15 protein-coding genes and 1 pseudogene are annotated in these 15,076 nt (G+C 58.1%); 1 reads left to right on the top strand and 15 read right to left on the bottom strand.

All coding sequences use genetic code 11. The features are described 5' to 3' along the window. Positions 1–194: 194 nt before the first annotated feature. From IVA82_RS33330 to IVA82_RS33260, 15 genes and pseudogenes are all read right to left on the bottom strand, one after another. A complete protein-coding gene (locus IVA82_RS33330) occupies positions 195–602 on the bottom strand; it encodes a TadE family protein (RefSeq protein ID WP_247383864.1) in 408 nt (135 codons plus the stop codon). Continuing rightward, a complete protein-coding gene (locus tag IVA82_RS33325; protein WP_247383863.1) occupies positions 602–979 on the bottom strand; it encodes a hypothetical protein in 378 nt (125 codons plus the stop codon). The genes IVA82_RS33330 and IVA82_RS33325 overlap by 1 nt, the downstream gene beginning before the upstream one ends. A gap of 1,014 nt (positions 980–1,993) precedes the next feature. Beyond that, positions 1,994–2,509, bottom strand: a complete 516-nt coding sequence (locus IVA82_RS33320) for a hypothetical protein (protein ID WP_247383861.1) — start codon at positions 2,507–2,509, stop codon at positions 1,994–1,996. Positions 2,510–2,533: 24 nt separating this feature from the next. Continuing rightward, positions 2,534–3,178 carry a methyltransferase gene (locus IVA82_RS33315; RefSeq protein ID WP_247383859.1) on the bottom strand — a complete coding sequence of 215 codons (645 nt, stop codon included), beginning with the start codon at positions 3,176–3,178 and terminating at the stop codon, positions 2,534–2,536. A gap of 3 nt (positions 3,179–3,181) precedes the next feature. Continuing rightward, positions 3,182–4,093 (bottom strand): type II secretion system F family protein, encoded by a 912-nt coding sequence (locus IVA82_RS33310; protein WP_247383857.1) that lies wholly within the window; start codon positions 4,091–4,093, stop codon positions 3,182–3,184. Continuing rightward, complete coding sequence (locus IVA82_RS33305) at positions 4,090–5,019, bottom strand: type II secretion system F family protein (RefSeq protein WP_247383855.1); 930 nt, start codon at positions 5,017–5,019, stop codon at positions 4,090–4,092. Before IVA82_RS33305 ends, IVA82_RS33310 begins: the two co-directional genes overlap by 4 nt. Next, positions 5,019–6,398, bottom strand: coding sequence for a CpaF family protein (locus IVA82_RS33300; protein ID WP_247383853.1), 1,380 nt, complete (start codon positions 6,396–6,398; stop codon positions 5,019–5,021). Before IVA82_RS33300 ends, IVA82_RS33305 begins: the two co-directional genes overlap by 1 nt. Beyond that, a complete protein-coding gene (locus IVA82_RS33295) occupies positions 6,395–7,519 on the bottom strand; it encodes an AAA family ATPase (RefSeq protein WP_247383852.1) in 1,125 nt (374 codons plus the stop codon). Before IVA82_RS33295 ends, IVA82_RS33300 begins: the two co-directional genes overlap by 4 nt. Positions 7,520–7,609: 90 nt before the next feature. After that, complete coding sequence (gene cpaB, locus IVA82_RS33290) at positions 7,610–8,521, bottom strand: Flp pilus assembly protein CpaB (protein WP_247383850.1); 912 nt, start codon at positions 8,519–8,521, stop codon at positions 7,610–7,612. 1 nt (position 8,522) lies between these two features. After that, positions 8,523–9,029, bottom strand: coding sequence for an A24 family peptidase (locus tag IVA82_RS33285; protein ID WP_247383849.1), 507 nt, complete (start codon positions 9,027–9,029; stop codon positions 8,523–8,525). A gap of 117 nt (positions 9,030–9,146) precedes the next feature. Beyond that, positions 9,147–9,353, bottom strand: a complete 207-nt coding sequence (locus IVA82_RS33280; protein WP_247383848.1) for a hypothetical protein — start codon at positions 9,351–9,353, stop codon at positions 9,147–9,149. A 90-nt stretch (positions 9,354–9,443) separates the two neighbouring features. Then, positions 9,444–9,653, bottom strand: coding sequence for a hypothetical protein (locus IVA82_RS33275; protein WP_247383847.1), 210 nt, complete (start codon positions 9,651–9,653; stop codon positions 9,444–9,446). 585 nt (positions 9,654–10,238) lie between these two features. Beyond that, a complete protein-coding gene (locus IVA82_RS33270) occupies positions 10,239–10,640 on the bottom strand; it encodes a hypothetical protein (protein WP_247383846.1) in 402 nt (133 codons plus the stop codon). Positions 10,641–10,745: 105 nt separating this feature from the next. Next, on the bottom strand, positions 10,746–12,116 hold the full coding sequence (locus tag IVA82_RS33265; protein ID WP_247383845.1) for an HlyD family type I secretion periplasmic adaptor subunit: 1,371 nt from the start codon (positions 12,114–12,116) through the stop codon (positions 10,746–10,748). 10 nt (positions 12,117–12,126) lie between these two features. Then, positions 12,127–12,946: pseudogene (locus IVA82_RS33260) on the bottom strand (ATP-binding cassette domain-containing protein); the annotation flags it as partial. 756 nt (positions 12,947–13,702) lie between these two features. On the opposite strand from IVA82_RS33260, the gene IVA82_RS33255 reads away from it, so the two are divergent. Next, complete coding sequence (locus IVA82_RS33255; protein WP_247493705.1) at positions 13,703–13,954, top strand: hypothetical protein; 252 nt, start codon at positions 13,703–13,705, stop codon at positions 13,952–13,954. Positions 13,955–15,076 lie beyond the last annotated feature (1,122 nt).

The raw sequence follows: 15,076 nt of genomic DNA, 5'->3' as shown, positions 1-15,076 counted from the left end.
CGCCGCCGACTTCCTGCTCAATTTGATCGCCTATAACCTGATCCGCATTCCCAAACTGCTTGCCGCTTAGCCTCCCTGCCCCAGGGGGCACCCAACACCGGGTTAGAAATTACATCCAACTCCGCCGCCTCGCCCCAACAACGACCGGCCAGAACAAGAAAACCCTCCATTTCAAGGTTTTTTTTTGCAGACAGCTAGAAGGGAATGGTTGTGGAGGCGCTCGGCGCGTTCAATGTTGTGCCCCAAATCGGCATCAGCATGTTGAAACTCGGTACAGATGCCGTAACGGTAAGTGCGTTGGCTCCGGCAGTCGTGCTCAGCGTCGGCGAGAGACCGCCGAGCATTGGAGCAACGGCTTGTTTGGCCGCAAGGGATGGCAGGGGGTCACCGCTACAGGTTGGTGTAGTTTTGGCCATTGAGTTGGTGACGTAGCAGTCGTTGATCATCCACGTCCGAGCACCGGCATTCGCGAGCGTCCGCAATGACTGCATGGTGATTGCGTAACGCCCCAGATCGAAGATGGTGAACATCAATATGAAAAGCGGCAGAGCGACGAGGCAGAACTCCATCGCCCCGATGCCACGCTGATCGAGCTTTCTCATCACTGCACCAAAACTACAATCCGTCTTACGAGCAGTATGCTGGGATCGCATCCCGAATTATCGAACTGCGGCGTGCCGGAAAGCTGGATGGATGCAGCGATGACCTCGGTGCAGGTACTGACCTGGCCAGTACTGCTGCCCTTCCAATTGAGGGGGTCTGCTTTGGGGAGGTAAAACACACCACTACCAGACATTGTAGACGTGCCAGTAGTCTGCGGTGACACTTCAGGATCAAACAGCGCCATATTCTTCAGAAATTTGGCGACTGATGTAAGCTGACTAGGAAGCGGGGAAGGCGCTGTGGTTGGTGCAACGATGTCAAATGAGCTACCACCAGCCATCTTCAAGCTTGTCTTGTTGCCCGAAATCGGCAGCACAATGATCGTCGCTGTTATTTGCCCCTTAGCAAGTTGCGCTGGGCTAGTGCACACAGGGTCAGGATCGTTGGAGGTACCAGTGCAAGTACGAAGCGATCCGCTGCCCGTTAACGAGAGCCCCCCTGAGAAGAAGTAGACGCCACTCTCTGTTAGGGAGGTTCGCTTAGTGACGTTCGTGTTGTCGTAAGCGCAAAGGCCGCTGGAATAGGGATGAAACGGCGGAGGGCTCGGTCCAGTACACTTTGGCAGGGTCACCCCGCTGATGGCGCTCGTGAGTTGAGAGAACGGGTCAATAACTGGTGGATTATAAGTCGAGACTTTGCTGCACAGTGAAGCGTCCCCGCTGCAACCACCAGCTGTCGTCATTACTCCGACACGGGGTGGGGTAGTCATCGAGTGAAGGTCAAAGCCGATCGGCGTACCATTTGATGCGAGACCGCAGTTTGGGGCGGTGATTTGGACGGACGAGTCCTGGACCGTGATCGGACCCGAACTCGCTAGAAGGCACGGAAGCTTGTCTGCCTGTTTGACCCTGGCCACGGCTGTCGCCGGTATATTGACGGTGGACAAACCAAGCACTTGTGTCAGGTATCCCGGCTGTCGCTGGCTAACAGTGGCCTGAACGAAACTTCCAGCCGTCCCGTTCCACGACGTGAGCGGAGTGATCGTGACAGTCTGGGAGACGCCCGTCGGAAGGCTCGCGCTACACACGGAGCCAGGATAGGAATTGTCGCCCGCGTTGCAGAACGCGTTCTGTGCCGCCGATTGCTTCGCGCGATAGTCCACTGTTTGTGCAACCGCACAGGGTACGTTCGGGTCCGTTAAGCATAATTGCTGCATGGCACCCGAATAGGCTGCCGCATCGGCGGCATTCTGCGCGTGTTGCCTGGTAACGTACCATGATCCCGCCTCGCCCCCGAGTGCGACCACTCCTATCAGCGGTATCAGGGCGATGACGGTTGCGAAGGCGACGGAGCCACGACGAGAGCGAAGCAAGCTACGCATGGATCACTCCTATTGAAACCGTTCTGCGTAAGGCAGCGTGAACGAACACGGATCGGCGTTACCACTCCGACAGATCACTGATCTCAGCACGATTGGAGCGACGGTGACGGTCGTCGTGTATGTATAGTGCTTGGGCGGAAGAAAGTTGGCTGCGGAGCAGTCAGCCATGGTATCGCTGCAAACGACCTGGAGATTGTTGATGGGATATCCCGACACCGAAGTGGGGAGTGCCGACTTCCAGCTTGCCCAGTCGGTCACGTCCTGTGGCGGGTTGTACTGGATCCTTTGCCCGAAGCCGCGCAGTGCCTCCCACGCGGCCACAAATCGAAAACCAGCGGCGGCAACGTCGGCGAGCGGCATGAGCAGGGTCGACACCAGGAAAACGTAAACGATCATCATCTCAAACGCGGCGGCGCCACGTTGATCCACGATGAAAGACTTTCGACGGCTTGCGCGCCCGCTCTGGCGGACACCTATGACGTCCGTACGCCGACTCCGAGCACGAGCAACTTGAATGATGTCCATGACAATTCGGCCACGCATAGCCGCTCACCAAACATAAGGGACCAATCTCCAACGCGACGCTTCGTAACTGGAATACTCCGGGCAAGTGCGCCGAAGCAGGTCTTCCTCGTAAAGAATTCGGCAGACTTGGACGCCGATATGCAGGACCAGCACGATCACCGTGAGCGGTGTCAGATATTGCAGCACCACGCCCACAATCACGATCTCTTCCGCGAAGTAGAGCGGATGCTTGATCCATCGATAAGGACCGGTCTGCACCACTGAACGCGCCTGCGGCACCAGGCTGAACGACCGCCCCAGGTGTCGGATGGTGACAAGCATCATGATCATGCCGACCAGCACGCAAGCGGTGGACACGAGGTTCGGCAACGCCTGATCGGTCTTGCCCAGAAAGGTGATCGTCCATGGCAGATAGCTGCCGACGAATGCAGCTATTCTCGGCAGCAGGCCTTCAGCATGCGCCTTTGCCGGCGACCTGCTCATGATCGACACGGCCAGGAGCATGTAGAAGATGGCAAGGCAAAAACCTGACAGAAGCGATGGCCAGGGTTCGGTAAATGACCCAATTCTGACGGCGACGCAAAGTGCCAACAACGTGAACCACATGCTGCCGAGCACCTGCATCATCCACTCGTAAGACCGGCTTTTCGACAGGGTGATCGTGCTCATGGCTTACTTCACGCCTATGCTGGAGAATGTACGCACGAGGTGCAGAAACGGACTTCCACCCAATATGATGAACATGGCTGGAAGCATGAACAACACCATCGGAATGGTCAGCTTGGCGCCCAGCTTGTGCGCTCGTTCTTCCAGCTTGGTAATACGTTCTCGCCGGAGGTCCATAGCAATAGTGCGCAGAGCCTGGCCCAGCGGCGTTCCGTATTGCAGGCTCTGGCTGACCATGGTGCCTAACCGGCGAAGTCCTTCGGACGTCGATCCCAACTTCTCGAATGCCTCGCTGCGATTTGGCAATATTCGGAGATCATCAAGAAGGCCGTACAAGACCCGGGCCATGGCAGGATCAGTCTGCTTCATTTCTTCGGCGACGCGTTCCAGCGCGCTCTCCAGACCCATTCCTGCTTCGCTGCAGACAACCAGCAAGTCGATCATATCCGGCGTGCCTCGCCGAATGCCCGCATTAAAACGCCGTGTCAGCACCAACAGGATCAGCCGCGGCCCCATAATTCCGATCACTACGCCAATGAGACTGAACACCAACACATCGGTCAGCGGCTTCCCAAGAAGCTGCGCAACAAACAAGGCAACGATCGGGAACAAGAACATGCTGACAGTTTTGGCTCCGATCCAGATCGACAAGGTTCGATGAGGATTCAAACCCGACGATTGGACGATCGTTCTGAGCTGGTCCAGATTTTCCGCGGAGTAGAAGCGCCGATACCGCGTGCCGAGCGACGAAAGCCAACCGGTGATGTCCTTGAGGGGCGCGGACTGGCGAGGCACACCCAACACGGCATTTGACACCCGTACGTTCAACGCACGAACGTGTAGTTCGTGGATGATCAACACGAAGGTCGCAGTCGCAAGTGCTATGGCGAGGGCCACCAAACCGAGACCAAAAGTCATAGCGCTGTTTCCCTTCTGACCATCCAACGTATCACAAGGGACCCGATAATCACTGAAGCTGCTGCGTAAGCCAGGAGCCTGTTTCCGGTCGGATCATAGATCAGCAGATCGACTGTTTGCGGATTGATCGCGTATAGCAGCCCACCGACTATAACGGGCGACACTGACAGCGCTCGTGAGGAGAAGATCACCTCTCCAGCAAGAGCCTTCGCGCGAGCAGCGAGCGCGACACGCTGCCTCACGGTGTCTCCCAGTGTTTGCAGGGTTTCTGTCAAACTACCACCTGACTTCAGCTGGACTGCAAGTGTGACCGCAAAGATCCCATACTCCGTCACTTGGGTTCGCCGATAGACAGCTTCTACAGCCTCCTCCGGAGGTCTCCCCATACTCACTTCGCTGCATACGATAGCGAACTGCCCAGCCGTTGGTTGCGGCATCTCGCGAGCAATGGTGCGAAAGGCTTCGGTCACGGGCAGCCCGGATCGAACCGTACTTGTCACCAGCTGGATCGTGTCGGGCAGCTGTCGAAACAGCTGACTGGCGAGATGATGCCGCTGCCATCCAAACAAACCTCGCACCACCATGATCGCCACGATTGCAGCCACCGGATACGCGTAGAAGTCAGAAAATTTCAGCACGCTATTGGCATAAAGGATTGCGGCTGCTCCGATCGCACCGGCAAACAGCACATAGGCGGGGTGCCAAGCGTAAGCTATCCCGGCCTTGTAACTGACGATGCGGAAGAGAAGCTGCCAGCGGGATCCGGCCTCCAACCGGCGAATGGAGGGCAGGTGTGCCGGATCTGAAACTGGTAGAGCTATCGCTACCTGACGATCGATGCGTCGTTGTCGTGCGTCAAGCCACAGCGTCGCGGCCGCTGCGCATAACAGGAGCGCCAGGTCACTGGTGGTCAAAAACTCCAGCATTATAGCTGCCTCATAGCCTCAGCCCAGGCTCGATCAAGCCCATAATAGGAAAGACGGCTTCTGAATTTTGGAACTGCTTGGGTGGACCTGTAGGTGCCTGATAACCGTCCGTGAACATCCTCGTTCTCGTACTCGAACGCCGCGATGTCATTGGTGGTGATCACCTCGCCTTCCAGTCCGATCACCTCGCTGATCTGGATAACGCGACGCTGTCCATCCCGCATGCGTTCGACTTGCACGATGAGATCCAGTGCAGCGACGATCTGAGATCGAATTGCCCGCAGCGGCAGATTTGGCTGTCCCATCTGCACCATGTTCTCAATACGGGTCATTGCGTCGCGGGCGCTATTGGCATGCACCGTGGAGATCGAACCATCATGGCCGGTGTTCATCGCTTGGAGCATGTCGAACGCTTCAGCGCCGCGCACCTCGCCGACGACGATCCGGTCAGGCCGCATCCGCAGCGCGTTCCACACCAGATCGCGTTGTGTCACCTGCCCGGTACCTTCCAGGCTCGGAGGCCGGGTCTCCAGGCTGATCACGTGCGGCTGTTGAAGCTGTAACTCTGCTGCATCCTCGATGGTGACAATGCGCTCACTGTGATCGATGAATTGGCTCATGGCGTTGAGCAGCGTCGTCTTGCCGGAACCGGTACCGCCGGAGACCAGAACATTGAGTCGGGATCGGGCGGCAATCTCCAGCAATTGTCCAATGGCCGCGGTCATTGAGCCGTTTGCGATCATGCCTGCCGTATCCAGACGGCGGCTCGGAAATTTTCGGATCGAAATGCAGGGGCTATGAATCGCCAGCGGCGGGAAGATGATGTTGACCCGGCTGCCATCCGGCAAACGGCAATCCACCATCGGACTGGATTCATCAATTCGGCGCCCGACTTGCGCCGCGATTTTCTGCGCCACCGATGCGATGTGATCATTGTCGCGGAATCGGACCGCGATCCGTTCCAGCTTGCCGTTTCGCTCGACATAGATGTTGCTTGGTCCGTTGACCATGATGTCGTTAATCGATTGATCCAGAAGAAGCGGACGCAGAGGCCCGTAGCCGGTCATGTCGTCCGCGATCTCGTCCGCTAGCTGAAACTGCTCGCGGCCTGACAGTTCGAGCCGTTCCTCGTTGGCGATTCCGTGGATGATTTCCTCGATCTGCCGCCGAAGGACATCGCGCGAAACAGTTGCGGCCACCGACGGTTCAATCTGCTCGATGACCCGTTCGCGCAGCGAAGCCGGCATCACCGGCCGCTGGGTAGAAGGTTCGTCGCGCCTTGTAGGTGCAGGCAAGCTTGGCGTAGATGCCTGCAAGCTTGGCGTCAATGCAGGTAAACGAGCTGGCGTGTCGTCTTCGCGCCGACCAAACTTTTTCATAGCCCGAGCAGCCTCCTCAACCGTCCCTTCCGCTCGGCGCCGACACCCGTGATCTCCCGGACAATCGGGGCTAGGTGACGTCGCAGTCCTGATACGTGCTTTAGAGCTGGAATTCCGAGATTGACAGCTTGGGTCATCCCCTTGCCGAGATCGGGAATCACCATGTCTGGTTCTGCGCCCAAGGCCTTGACGATGGTGGCCCTGGGAAGGCCGCCGGGGCGACCGGCGCGGTTGAGCAAGGTAAAGACCCGATCCTTGCCGGCGATGTTGGTGACGGCGGCGCGCAGTCCATGGGCGTTGCGAAGTCCGGTCACTTCCGCTTCCAGCAGCACCAGCACGTGGCGAGAAAGAGTGATCACCGGATGGATGGATGGCGGAAACGGGACCGGTACATCGACAACAACGTAATTGAACCGTTGGCGGAGCAGACCAAGCACGTGCCTCACCCCCGCTTCGGTAATGTTCAGCTGCGCATCCAATTCCTCATCGGCGGAAATCAGGCAAACTCGGTCGTTGACATCAATTGCGGCGCGTTCGAGGAACAACGTGTCCGCCCGCATCGGGTTTTCCAGAGCGATCCGCAGTCCTGGCCCGGGCTGAACACCCAACATCACTGCCGTTTCGCCGCCTTGGAGATGCAGGTCGAGCAGCGCGACCTTGGCCTTGGTGGTCTCGGCCAGTTGCAGTGCGAGATTGATGGCGATACTCGTCGCTCCGGCGCCCCCTTGCGCACCGCAGATCGAGATCACATGCCCGCCACGATCGGTCGGACCGGGCGCCACATCGCCAACCAGCTTCGGGCGTAGCTGATCCAGCACCATATCGCGCGTCAGCGGCCTCGGCAAATACTCCGTCAAGCCGATTTCCATGAGCTCGCGGTAGAAGGTGATCTCCCTGCTCTCCCCGATCAGAGCCACCCGGACGTCGGGTGGGCAGACGCCGGCCAACCTTTCCAGTTCGGTAAATGGATCATCGATTCCACTGATGTCTGTCACCAAAGCAAACAGCTCGGTGTCGGTTTCGAGCATCCGTATGGCATTGCGGATCGTGCCACGCCGGATCGACAAGTTGCTACCGTCGAGGCCTTTGCGCAGAGCCGCTGCACTAAGCTCGTCATTCACGAAACAGACGATTCGATTGCGTGTTACGACCGACGCAGATTCTTCAGGCGGACTTACTACTGCTATGTTAGCGCTCACCACTGCCTCCCCTTACCGACGTGACGATACGGCCGAAGCGACCGACGTTGACGGAGCACTTGCCGGCGACGCATCGCCAATCAGCGCCGTGCGCGTATTCCCAGCATCGTCTCTCTTGACTGAGTATTTCGTGCCGCTATTGCGTGCATAAACTACCACCGTCGCGTCCGTGTCCCCTATGTCCTGTCGATCGACCGCTGAGCGTACGGCCAAGGTGAGTTTTCCGAGCTGTGCTGCCACTGTGACTTTCTTGACCTGTTCTGGCGCGAGCTGCAACGATACCGTGTGCGCTACCTTACCGGCCGTGGCGTTGCTGGCTGAGCCACCTTGCACAATCTCCTGGTCAATCGCGACAATTCGAACATTCTGAGCAACAGTTTCGCTCAGCGTGCCATGCTGGTGATCCGGATTCTGCTTTTCGCCTATTGTCGTCGACTCCTGGGTCAACACGAGATCCACATAGTCACCCGGCCAGATCAGGCCCGAGACACCAGAGGCGGCGTCAACGTTGATGCTGATGGCGCGGCTGTCCGGTGCCAAGACGCTGGCGAGAAAACCCCGTTCGCGGGGGCGCAATATGTCTTTTGATGTGACAGGGCTGGCAGTATCGAGGAAGTTGCGAACCAGAGATCCGCGAAGTCCGATCTTGGCGTCGGGCGTATCAAGGATCGCGCCTGCTGGAACACGTTCTGGCGGCACCGAGCGTATCTCGAAATCTTCATCGCGGGCGAGTGTCCCTCTCGGTAGCGGATGTACCGCGACAAAGTACCCGACAGTGGGAGGCGCCGGCGCCGGAGTGTTCTCCGTGACCTGTGCGACCGGGACCTGTGCTTTCTGCAGGTTCATGTTGTAGGCGATAAGCCCGAGCGCAACGGTCGCGAGCACAAACACCATGATGATCGAGAGGCGCAAAGCGGATGACATGTCAAACTCCTTTGCTGAAAACGGTCCAGATGCCACCGCAGGCTATGGCAACCCCGTAAGGTAGCGGCGCGTGTCGCAAATGACGCCAACGCTCGACCGCGTAGACGCGGCGCGCGAACGACGATCCGGCGGGCGCTAGTCTCGGATATGGCAGGAGGCGCATCATCAGATGCACCACGGCAAGAACGCCGCCGGCCAGAGCGGTAACGGTCAACAACTGAATCACGCCTGTCAGCGGAAGACCAATCGCCAAAGCAACCAGCAGCTTGACATCGCCCCCACCAATCCATCCCCGCTGATAAATCATGAACAGCAGCAAGAACAGGACCGCCGCGACGATCAGGGATTCGACGAGTTGCATCGGGCTGTCCAATTGACCGGCGATCCCGAGGAGCGCCAGCACCAGACAAATCTCATTTCGGATCAAGCGCGTCGCAACATCGATCGTTGCGACATACAGCAACAACAGAATTTCCAAAAAACAGGTTATCGGAACAATCCAACTCATGAACTGCAGCCTCAAAAAACAGCGAGGGCACATCAACAAACTAAAGTGGGGTCACATAAAAATATTATGAAGCGGAGGGGCACATTCCGATGCCCCTTCCGGCGTCAGATAGCCGTATTACACGGCCGCAGTGAAGGCGCCCGTGATAGAGGTGATCCCGCCAGACAACGCCGTCGCGATAGCACCACCTGCTCCCGTACCGAACGCAGCAGCCACTGCGCCGATGATACAAGCGGCGACGATGATGTATTCGAATGACACCACGCCGTCCTGATCCGTGCGCAGGTTCTTCAAGGCTTCGGTGGCCTTGTAATAGTTTAACATAGGAGAAAATCCTTCTTGCAAGACAAACCACCTCGACCAACCTAAGCGGGAGGCATATTCCGGGACCCCCCTCCAGGTCACATAGCCGTATTACACGGCCGCGGTGAAGGCGCCGGTGATAGCGGTGATCCCGCCAGACAGCGCTTTCCCGATAGCACCACCTGCTCCGGTGCCGAACGCTGCAGAGACTGCGCCGATGATACAAGCCGCGACAATGATGTACTCGAACGACACCACGCCGTCCTGCTCCGCGCGCAGACGCTTAAAGGCTTCCGTGGTCTTGATGTAATATTTCAACATAGCGAAATCCCTTCTCAGATGAATTTGCAGATGCCCGTTGGCACATTCAGCGGCTGCGGACGATGTCCAACCTGCCACTTCATAAACTCTCTATTAAATGTAAATCCTCGTCAATGTTTAATATATATATGATTTCGCTTTTAATCGGTGTGAACAGCGCACCAATCGGGTCGATCGTAAAAATGCCAGCTATTACAGCAAGTTCGCTGAATTAACCATCAAGTGACGCAGGATCACCGGAATAGTACGGACACCAAATGGCATATATCCCGCAAAAAGAATTCGCCACGCTGATTGTTCCGGTATTTAATTTATGTGGCCACCAATTTGCAAAGCTGCCCACAAGCGACGAGAGTCTGCGAGGAAAGCGCGCGGCCGGCACGCCTCAAGGAAGTCTCGCAAAGGAGGATTGCCACGCAGAGGGCGACAACGCCAGACGCTTCAGGGGATTGCTCTGAAGACCCTGATCGCTGCGTTGCAGCGCATGATTCCGCCAGCTGCACTGGCTTGGCGCGATCATCAATTCGCGTTCGCGCAGCGATATCGGCACCGTGAGCAAGCAGAAGCTCGACAGCGTTGCCGTCATCAACCTGCATGGTGCAGCGGCGTCCAGTCGTTCAATCCGCGTTGCTGCACGTCGGCACCTCGCACAGGCAACAGGCACACAATGTCGAGCCGGTCGCCACGCAAAGTCGAAAGCGCAGCGATCAGTGACGGAAAACCGGACAGGTCAGGATAATTCGGATTGCAGGCGTGATCGAGCAGCATCTCGATCAAATGAAAGGGACTCCAGCAAATTGCATACACGAGCGGGACTTCAGTCAAGCCGAGACCAACGGGATGCAAACTGTTCGGAAAATCGGCCGGGTGCCCCAGCGCCGTCAGCAAGGCGTTGAGATCGCCTACGCGGAAAGCGCGGTCGATGGTCTTGAATGCCTCATACCATTCACATCCCTCCTCTTGTTCGCCTTTGGCTTTCGCAGCCATTTGTGTCCTAAGAGCGATCTTGGCTTCTGCGATGAGGCATTTGATCGCTCCTCGCTCGGATCGGCGTGGCTACTGAATTACATCTTCCATCACTTGCCCGATTGGCTATTTCTGCCGGAACGACTGGTTGAACGACATTGCGAGCGGCCCAACGATGTACTCAAATGCAGTCAGTTCAACGGTCGGGATCATGACAGTCGCCGGCATGCCAGGGTACAAGCGGATGTTCGGCATGCCTGCCAATTCGCCCTGATCAACCTGGACAAAGGCCGTGTAGTATGGCGCATTCGTTTTCGGGTCCGTGAGGCGGTCGGCCGAGACCTGAATGACGTCGCCATGAATGATCGGCACGATGCGTTGCTTGTAGGCGGTGAGATGGACTTCGGCGCGCATGTCCGGATGCACGTCGCTGATGTCCTCGACTGCGACCTGCGCTTCGATGGTGAGTGCATCCTCGTCGGGAACGATGTCCAGGATCTTGTCACCGCGCTGGATGACGCCTCCGACCGAGAAAACATTCAGTCCCACGACCCTGCCGGTATAGGGCGCGCGAACGTCCGTCCGGCCCAACACTGCCTTGGCACTCAGCGCCTTCGGAATCACCTCGAGGAGTCTGACTTGCGTATCGCGGAGATCCTTGGTGACGTCGGTCATCCGATAATTGTCGAGCTGGGCGATCTGCTGCTCCTGTTCGGCGATCGCCTGACGCGCCTTGGCGATGTTGGCGTTGGTATCGGCAATCTGACCTTCCAGACCGTATGCCGTCCGCTCCAGCTGGAGAATTCTTGGACGGGCGATCAGCCATCGCTCGACCAGCGGCGCAACATCCTTGGCCTCGTTGCGGATGGAGTTGATCTGATCGGTAAACGATTTGGCCTGCGCCTCTGCGCCAACGATCTGTGACCCAAGCTGGTTGATCTTCTCGCGGATCACTCTCCTTTGCCCTTCCAGCGAGGCCTGGCGGCTTTCGAACTGGTTGATCTGACCATTCCAGACGCTCTTCAAATAGGGATCACCGGAGCGCGCCTTCAGATCCGATGGCATGTCGAGGTCGGAACCATGATCGAGCTCGGTTAGAAGCCGCACTTCCGTCGCACGAAGCACCGCGTATTGCTGCGTAAGCACCTCATACTCGGCACGCGCCTGAGTTTCGTCCAGAACGATCAGCAGATCGCCAGCGAACACCCGTTCGCCTTCGCGGATATGCAATTCCTTGACAATGCCACCGTCGAAGCGCTGGACGCTCTTGCGGTTGCCGTCAACTTTGACGATCGCATTGGCAACCACGGCGCCATTGAGTGGCGCGGTCACCGCCCAGGTGCCGATACCGCCGAAAAAGACGATGATGATCAGCCATCCCGCGAGTGCCACATAGCGGATGGAATCGTTCGGTGCACCGTCCCTGGACCGCTCTCCCGCCAGGCTCGGCGCCGAACTGAGTAGTTTCGACCGGCTTGCAAACTCCATGAGCGCCATCTGCAATGTCCTAACCAGCCGTTTCACGGACTGCATGGATCGGTACGGGCCGTGTCAAACGAGCCAGGATTTCAGCGCGCGGTCCGAACATCTCGGCGACGCCTTCGCGGAGCACCAGTATCTTGTCGACCACGCCGATGGTGGCTGGCCGATGAGAGATGATCACGACCGTCGTTCCGCGCTTCTTGAGCTGCATGATGCAGTCGGTGAGCGCGGCATCGCCGTCCGAATCGAGGTTCGAGCTCGGCTCGTCGAGCACAACCAGGCTCGGATTCCCGTACACCGCGCGTGCAAGGCCGATGCGCTGGCGATAGCCCCCAGAGAGGATCGCGCCACCCTCTCCGATCTGAGTGTCATAGCCGTCAGGAAGTCGGAGGATCATCTCGTGCACTCCTGCCATACGGGCCGCCGAAATGATTTCCCTATCTTTGTCTGCTCCTTCATTGAACCGACAGATATTGGCAGCAACAGTATCGGAGAACAGCTCGACGTCCTGCGGGAGGTAACCGAGGTACTGGCCCAGCGATGCCCTGATCCAGTGAACACGTCGGCCCCATCGATGCGAGCAGCACCCGCCGATGGCGCATACACACCCACCATGTGGCGCGCTAGCGTGGATTTACCGGCGCCGGACGGGCCAATGATTCCTAGCACCTCCCCGGGCTCGATCTGGAACGTGATCCCTCGCAAAATCGGCTTCGACGCAGCGGGCGCCGCAAAGGACAGTGCTTCCACTGAGAGGCGCCCCTCGGGTCGCGGGAGTGTCAATCTGGCTTCTTGCGCGCTGGACCGGCATCCAGGAGCTCGCGCACGCGCAAGAAGGCATGCTGCCTGCCTGGTTTCGTCCAATTCGCGATCGGGCGTCGACTTTGGTCAATATGTCCAATCCGGCATTTCGGCGGGGTGCCCGTTGAAAAATTGTCACGAGCCGCGCCAAGCGGATCACACGGCGAATACTCACAGCAAAGCGCGTGGTGGCAGTTCGCTGTTGAAGTCTAAACGCCAAGTTCCGAAGGCGGCTCAGCACGATGTCCTCCGTGAAAAGAATTGGCCGGTAATCGGCGTTACCTCCGCAGTTCAACTACATGGATCGACGACAAGGCGCGTGCCCTCAGCCCGCCAACCTCCGCGGCCAATTCTAAGGAAACTGGGTCGAATTGGACGTGCGGAATGGCAATCAGCATCAAGCCCAAGTGAGAAGCTTTCGTCATCGTCGCCGATGAGCTGCCCCTGTTGGAATGCAGCGACATCGCGGTCGCGGTGAGGGCGGCGATTGATGCTAACGAAGGTCTACGTGGGGAAACACCCCAGTCAGCAGAGCCTCGTTTGGTGTGATCGCGCACTGCCCTGCGCGGAAGCGCCGTCGCAAATACTTGGTGAACGAGACGGACAGCGACGCTCACTGTCCGTCTCACTTGCGCCCGGGCGACAACAGCTCGTCCCTCGCTCTCATCCAGCCTCAGGCACACCGGAAATATGCTGGTGGTCGCGCGTGACTTTGGTGGCGATGAAGTCTGCACGTTGAAGTTGACAAGTTCTGTGGCTGGATGAGGCTTATCACCGGGAGACTCCTTGTGGGGGCGGTGATGGCGGATGATAAATTTCAATACGATCGTAATTACCTGCGTCTTCTGGAGCTGAGCCCGTTTGAGCGGCGCCCGCGTGGAGGCTGGCGGTTTGGCACCAAGATCATCAGCGATGTGATCGTCGACCGCTTGCTGGCCAGCGGCCGTGCGGAAGTTTCCGGCGTTTACTTATTTCTGAAGCGGAAGCCGAATGAGCGCGAGAGGGATCATCGCGAGAAATTCTCCAGCGTGAGCTTACTTGACGCGACGTGAATTCACCATCGCGCGTTCACGCTCGCCGGGATGTTCGTGTTTGCGGCGCTGGGCGCCGTCGTGGTCGTTCCGATCCTCCCCAATTTCATGACGCCATAGCCGTCGGGGCCATTTTCGTAGAGGATGCAGGCGAACACGTTGTGTCTCGATCGCGCAACAATCGAAGTCGCGGCTCCGACCTTGCGCTTTCGCGAACATTGAGGCCAGAGACTTGCCTAAGCTGATCCTCTAGCCTGCCCAAACCGAGATGATAGCCTGGCAGCCCTTTGTCGCACGACACATATTGTCTTGCCGTCCTCGGCGGCAGAACGCCTACTTCGATCGGCATCTCACGGCGTGAGGTTCGCTTATGCGCCCGATTATCATCTGCCATATGGCGACCTCCATTGACGGGCGCCTTCATCACAGCCGGTTCACGCCCGCCGCCCAAGGCATCTGTGCCGCCGTTTTACGGGGGCACTATGAACAAGTGGCCGATCGTCTTGGAGCCGATGGTTGGATCGTCGGCCGAAAGACGATGTCCGAAATATCAAAAGCGCCAGCGCGAGAGATCGCAGAAGTGTCGACAACAGCGCGCGAACCGCACCTTGCCGACCGAAAGGGCCGGAGCCTCGCGGTGGCTATCGATCCGTCCGGACGGATTCCCTGGGCCTCCCCACCTCCATAGTCGGGCTCCTCACCGGCGCACAGTTTGCCATCTCCCCAATCTCTCGATTTTGGACAGGACGCTTCGCAAACAGCAGGGGGTCCCAAACGTGCCATGATTGGCGGCCTACTCGCGGCCACCGCGGCGGGGTTGCTCGATTCGCGTGCCTAAGCTTCACCGGCGTACCCGCTTCACCGGCGTACCCGCACCTATCGGCGGCGATTCTGTTGATTGCTTGGGCAGTGCCCGACGCCGCCGAAAGCTCCATCGTGACCGGGACGGCGATCTGAGGTTAAGCAGCGCCGGGAAGGACAAGGCGGGCAAGGTCATCGCGTCGCGATGGGCGTCTACGTGTCCGACCCGTATTGGGACTAGAGAGCGTTTCATTTTTTGATGGAAGCGTATCCGGCATTAACGAAGTAGTTGCTGCATTCGACGGGCAGAACGCTTCTGACGAGGTGGCCGATGTGGTCGCA

The organism is Bradyrhizobium sp. 142, assembly GCF_023074015.1.
Classification (GTDB): Bacteria; Pseudomonadota; Alphaproteobacteria; order Rhizobiales; family Xanthobacteraceae; genus Bradyrhizobium.
Note: the sequence above shows the minus strand (reverse complement) of the source record. Positions and strands in the feature narration are given on the sequence as shown.